Here is a 4,502-nt window from a genome sequence, read left to right as displayed (position 1 = left end):
CTCCTGTGGTGTTTTTCGTGAAAAGTGTGAAACACACTTTTTACACTTTTCACACCATTATCTCATCTTTTGGAGACGCAAGGAAGTTGACTGGTTATTCACCATTTACGATTATATAATACATTTAAGGGAATATCTCATTTTATTTTGTACTAATTAGATGCTAACACTATATTGATAAAGTGTATGTCTATGGCGGCGGAAGAATAGAGATCATCTGGAAAATGGATGATATTTTCTTTGTGGGAGATAAGAGTAAAGTCATAGATGTGAATGAGAAAAAAGATGAGTAATTATTTGCAGGAGCATCGCCAGGGAAAACTGGCGGTGCTTTTTGCAAGAAAAACATATTTTTTTTAGTCTTATATTGACAAAAGCAGAACTGTTAGCTCTTACATTAGAAGATTTTGACGAAGAAGAAAAAACGCTCAGGATAGCTAAGTCCTATCAGAGAATCGGGAACAGAGATGTGATTACTGATCCGAAAACAAAAAAAGGAAAGAGAATCATCACATTACCGGATTTTCTGGTAACAGAGCTAAAGGAGTACACAGGCAGGCTGTACGGACTTATGGCAAAGGACAGACTGTTCCAGAACACGACAAAAGCATACTGGGAACATGAAATACAGAGAGGTATTGAGTTATCAGGGGTAAAAAGAATCCGATTGCATGATCTGCGACACTCTCACGCCAGCTTGCTGATTTCCAAACTTGGGGCACAGCCTAATCTGGTAGCGGACAGACTGGGACATGAAAAGATTCAGACAACGTTATCTACATATTCTCATTTGTATCCAGATCAGTCACGAAAGCTGGCAGATCAGTTGGAGAAGTTAGCGGAAGTGGATGAAAATTAATGGAAGGAGCCGAAAAATATGCCAGGGCAACACAGCAATCCAACAATAGCGTTTCGTCCTACGCAATGGGAACGGGCAATAATTGAAGAGCGGGTAAAAGCCAGTGGGTTGTATAAGAAAGATTTTATTGCAAGAAGCTGTATTTATTCCAATATTGTTGTAGTAGGAACAAAGCAACGGGTACAGTACCTTGTAGAAGAATTACGAGAAACACAGATAGTTATGAAAGAGATCACCGAGCAGATTCTGTCCGGTGATTTTTCCATGTCTGGGGAGAGTTTCAAGGAACTTAGAGAAGATTATTTGGCGTTTATGATTACGATGGTGGATATTCTGAATGGAGCTGCCTATTTATTTGATAAGAAGCCGGATTCTGATAACAGGCATTGGAAAGAACAGCAGGAGATTCAGGAATATTGTGAGGCAATCAGGGAAGAGATTGCTGGTAAAAATGGAGCAGTGGAGCAGATAAAAAATCAGTTGTAGAAACTACCAATAATGGATATAATATAGGAAAAGAAACGAACATGGATTTCTAACAGAAAGGACGTGATATTATGGTAACAACAGAATCTGTAACCATTAAAGTTCCGGTAGGAATGTCAAAATATCTGGTAACAATGAACCCGGAAACAGAGCTTACCCGAAATGCACTGTTGCTGTATCCATATATACTGAATCAGACGATATCTCATGGTCGTGCGGCTGAAATTCTGGGAATCAGAAAATCAGAGTTGATTGATCTGTATGATAAGCTTGGATATTCCTATTTTGATATGACGATGGATGATCTGGATGATGAACTGAATACTTTCAGAGAACTCAAAAAGAAGGAGGCTGCGGTATGATTGTTGTATCAGATACAACACCGCTGATATCACTTCTTAAAATCAATCGTATAGATTTGCTGGAAAAACTGTTTGGAGATGTTCTGATTCCGCAGGCAGTATTTGATGAGCTGACAGCCGATGAACGTTTTCAGCTTGAAGCGAATCGGATTAGACAGACGAAATTTATCGCAGTGAAACCTGTCAACAATCCGGAATCTGCCAGTATATTAAAAAGAGCAACCGGTCTTGACCAGGGCGAGAGTGAAGCGATTGTTCTGACAGATGAATTAAAAGCAGATCTGTTATTGATGGATGAAGCAAAGGGAAGAAACGTATCAGCTCAGATGGGGCTTAGAATCATGGGGACGATAGGGATTCTTATGGCAGCCTATGAGGAACACGAACTGACTTCGGATGAGGTCAGAGAATGTGTAGATGGTCTGCAACGTGCCGGACGGCATATCGGACAGCGGCATTATCAGATGCTGTTAAGCAGATTGAAAGACTAAAAATACTCTGGTTCTATAACAGTACCGTGGTTCTGGATTGGTTCTAAAAAGTTCTGAAACGAGATGCTGGATAGGAAAAAATTGAAAATAGTAGTAAATCTGACGTCTGTACCGAACCAATTTTACACCATGTTACAGAGAATGGAGTAGAGACAGGACGTTCTCTGTTTTCTGAACATGTGCAACAGCCTCTATCCAAGGAAAATTTATATGCAGGATTTTCTTTATTGGATAAAGATACAGTTATAGATTTTGATAGTGTGGATTCTGAAATAGCCCGTATAGATATTGATGATTCTGATGCAATGCCTAAAGCATGGAAATTGCAGGGATTCGACAATCAAAATGTGAAAAAGTGGTTTGATGAACAGCCATCAGATAGAAAAATACGTTTGTGTAAGGATATGATAATAAAGAAACTATCAAAGAATAATGCGGTAAATGATAGAGATTTGGATATATATGTAGACAGAATTATTCAGAACCTGACTGAAGATCAATTAACAGATATGGAACAGACACCAGGTATCTATGCTTTGAAAATTAATAAAAAAGTTAATTCTCTTTTGGATGAATATGCAAAGAAAATGTTTTATGAGTGGGTTGAACAAGACAAAATTTCTTGTATGCCATCCTATAAATTACCTAGAGAGATATCACCGACAAATACTATTGCATCGATTCCAAAATCTTTGTATAGCGAAGAAGAAAACTTTGATACAGAATATGAAAGAAGGGTTGTTATGGAATTATCTTCTTTAAACAATGTAAGATGGTGGCATAGAAATATCGCAAGAGCGGAGTTCTTTACGGATGAAGATAGACGAGCTATGAGAATAAGAATTCCAATCCACCCGGCATTTTTGGAAGCGGATGATGAAGTTTTGCTGCCAAATAGCTATGAGAAAGCGACGAAAAAATTATCAAAGAAAAAGATAGAGCAATATGAAAAAATCTTAAAATTATTAAATGATGGTGAATGGCACAAAACAGCTGAAATAGCTGATAATCTGGGATTAAAGGATACTAGGACAAAGGAATTATTAAAAGAATTAATAGTACTTGATAAACTAATCGATAATGGGAAAACAAAAGGTAAGCTGTATAGATTAAAATAATTCGTCGCTTTTTTCATTGGGAAAGCGACGAAAAAAGCGACGAAAAAAGTTATTGTATCATGAGGACTACCTGATAGATGCAGGTGTGCTGAGTGGAATTAAGAAGGCAAATTCGTTGGAATTTATGATTTTTGAAAGTCCGAATGATGGATAAATCCGGAATTAATTGAAGATACAAATTCTGGTCAGGAGCCGCTTGCGATGAAGAAAAAAAGAAATTAGCAGAAAAATCAGCAGAATCAGCAGAAAAGTCAGAGAATTCAAAAAACATACAAAGATTTGGATTATTCATCAGAAAGAAAACAGCAGATCCAGTTAATCATACAAATGCTTTTATGTTGTAGTCAATAACTCTAATAATGAAGATGGGGAATGTCACAGAAAATGTCGTAGAAATGTCATAGAAAATGTCACAGAAATTTTGAGAAAAATTAAGTGGCTAAAATCAGAATATTCTAAGAAGAATCTTTCTAAAGAGTGCGTGATTCTTAAAATGATTTCTGAAAACGAATATTCCAAAGTTAGTCTCAACGAAGTCTCACGAGATTTGAGACTGAGTGAGACTCTATGATATAGCAAAATGCGATAAAATCGGTAGTTGCAGGTGAATTATAAAGTTGTAGTCTCAAGTCAGTCTCATTTTTGAAATTGTTTGTTGAGACTAACATGAGACTGAGGAGGTTCAAAATCATGGACATAAGTAAAAAAGATTGGAAGCTATTTCGAGAAAAATTATCAGGCTGGCAGGAAAATTATATGGAAGGTCTTGTTAAAGAGTATGCAAATTTTCTGAATGATGATAAAAAGCCTGCATCAGAAAAATTCTGGGAACTTGAAAAACGGATAAAAGAAGATAAGCGTCATCCGGGAGTTATCATGGAGATGAGTAAGTCAGAGGTGATATGGGATATTGTTCGTCTCATTAGACTGAAAGTAATTACATATGATGATTTATCAGAATTCAGTGGGGAATTGAGGCGGGAAGTGAAAAGAATACTTGAGATGAATAGATAATGACGGAAAGGGAGGTATGACAAATGCGTGATCCAATAGAGAATGTGACGAGATTGCAGAATAAACTGTATCCCTTGTCAAGGACATTTTGAATTAGTGTAGTGCCTATTTTTTAGACACCTACACAAAAGTGATATCCCTGATTTTGGACATTCCTTTGTTTGGTTATCCA

6 protein-coding genes are annotated in these 4,502 nt (G+C 36.9%); all 6 read left to right on the top strand.

Features of this window, described 5'->3' with window-relative positions; genetic code table 11:
• The first annotated feature begins 334 nt into the window (after positions 1-334).
• Entirely contained in the window at positions 335-859 is a 525-nt protein-coding gene (locus ACTQ50_RS19075) for a site-specific integrase (RefSeq protein ID WP_441485476.1), read from the top strand.
• A gap of 18 nt (positions 860-877) precedes the next feature.
• A complete protein-coding gene (locus ACTQ50_RS19070; protein ID WP_441485475.1) occupies positions 878-1,345 on the top strand; it encodes a plasmid mobilization protein in 468 nt (155 codons plus the stop codon).
• A gap of 71 nt (positions 1,346-1,416) precedes the next feature.
• The gene (locus ACTQ50_RS19065; RefSeq protein ID WP_012742196.1) at positions 1,417-1,707 is read left to right on the top strand and encodes a hypothetical protein; all 291 of its coding nucleotides are present in this window, start codon (positions 1,417-1,419) and stop codon (positions 1,705-1,707) included.
• Entirely contained in the window at positions 1,704-2,198 is a 495-nt protein-coding gene (locus tag ACTQ50_RS19060; RefSeq protein ID WP_349143332.1) for a DUF3368 domain-containing protein, read from the top strand. Before ACTQ50_RS19065 ends, ACTQ50_RS19060 begins: the two co-directional genes overlap by 4 nt.
• A 227-nt stretch (positions 2,199-2,425) precedes the next feature.
• The gene (locus ACTQ50_RS19055; RefSeq protein WP_441485474.1) at positions 2,426-3,316 is read left to right on the top strand and encodes a hypothetical protein; all 891 of its coding nucleotides are present in this window, start codon (positions 2,426-2,428) and stop codon (positions 3,314-3,316) included.
• A gap of 690 nt (positions 3,317-4,006) precedes the next feature.
• Positions 4,007-4,330: a hypothetical protein gene (locus ACTQ50_RS19050; RefSeq protein ID WP_441485473.1), complete on the top strand. Its 324-nt coding sequence runs from the start codon at positions 4,007-4,009 to the stop codon at positions 4,328-4,330.
• The last annotated feature ends 172 nt before the right edge of the window (positions 4,331-4,502 follow it).

Origin of the sequence: Blautia sp. Sow4_E7 (genome assembly GCF_052116245.1) — a bacterium.
Classification (GTDB): Bacteria; Bacillota; Clostridia; order Lachnospirales; family Lachnospiraceae; genus Blautia_A.
This window is presented reverse-complemented; position numbering and strand designations above follow the sequence as displayed.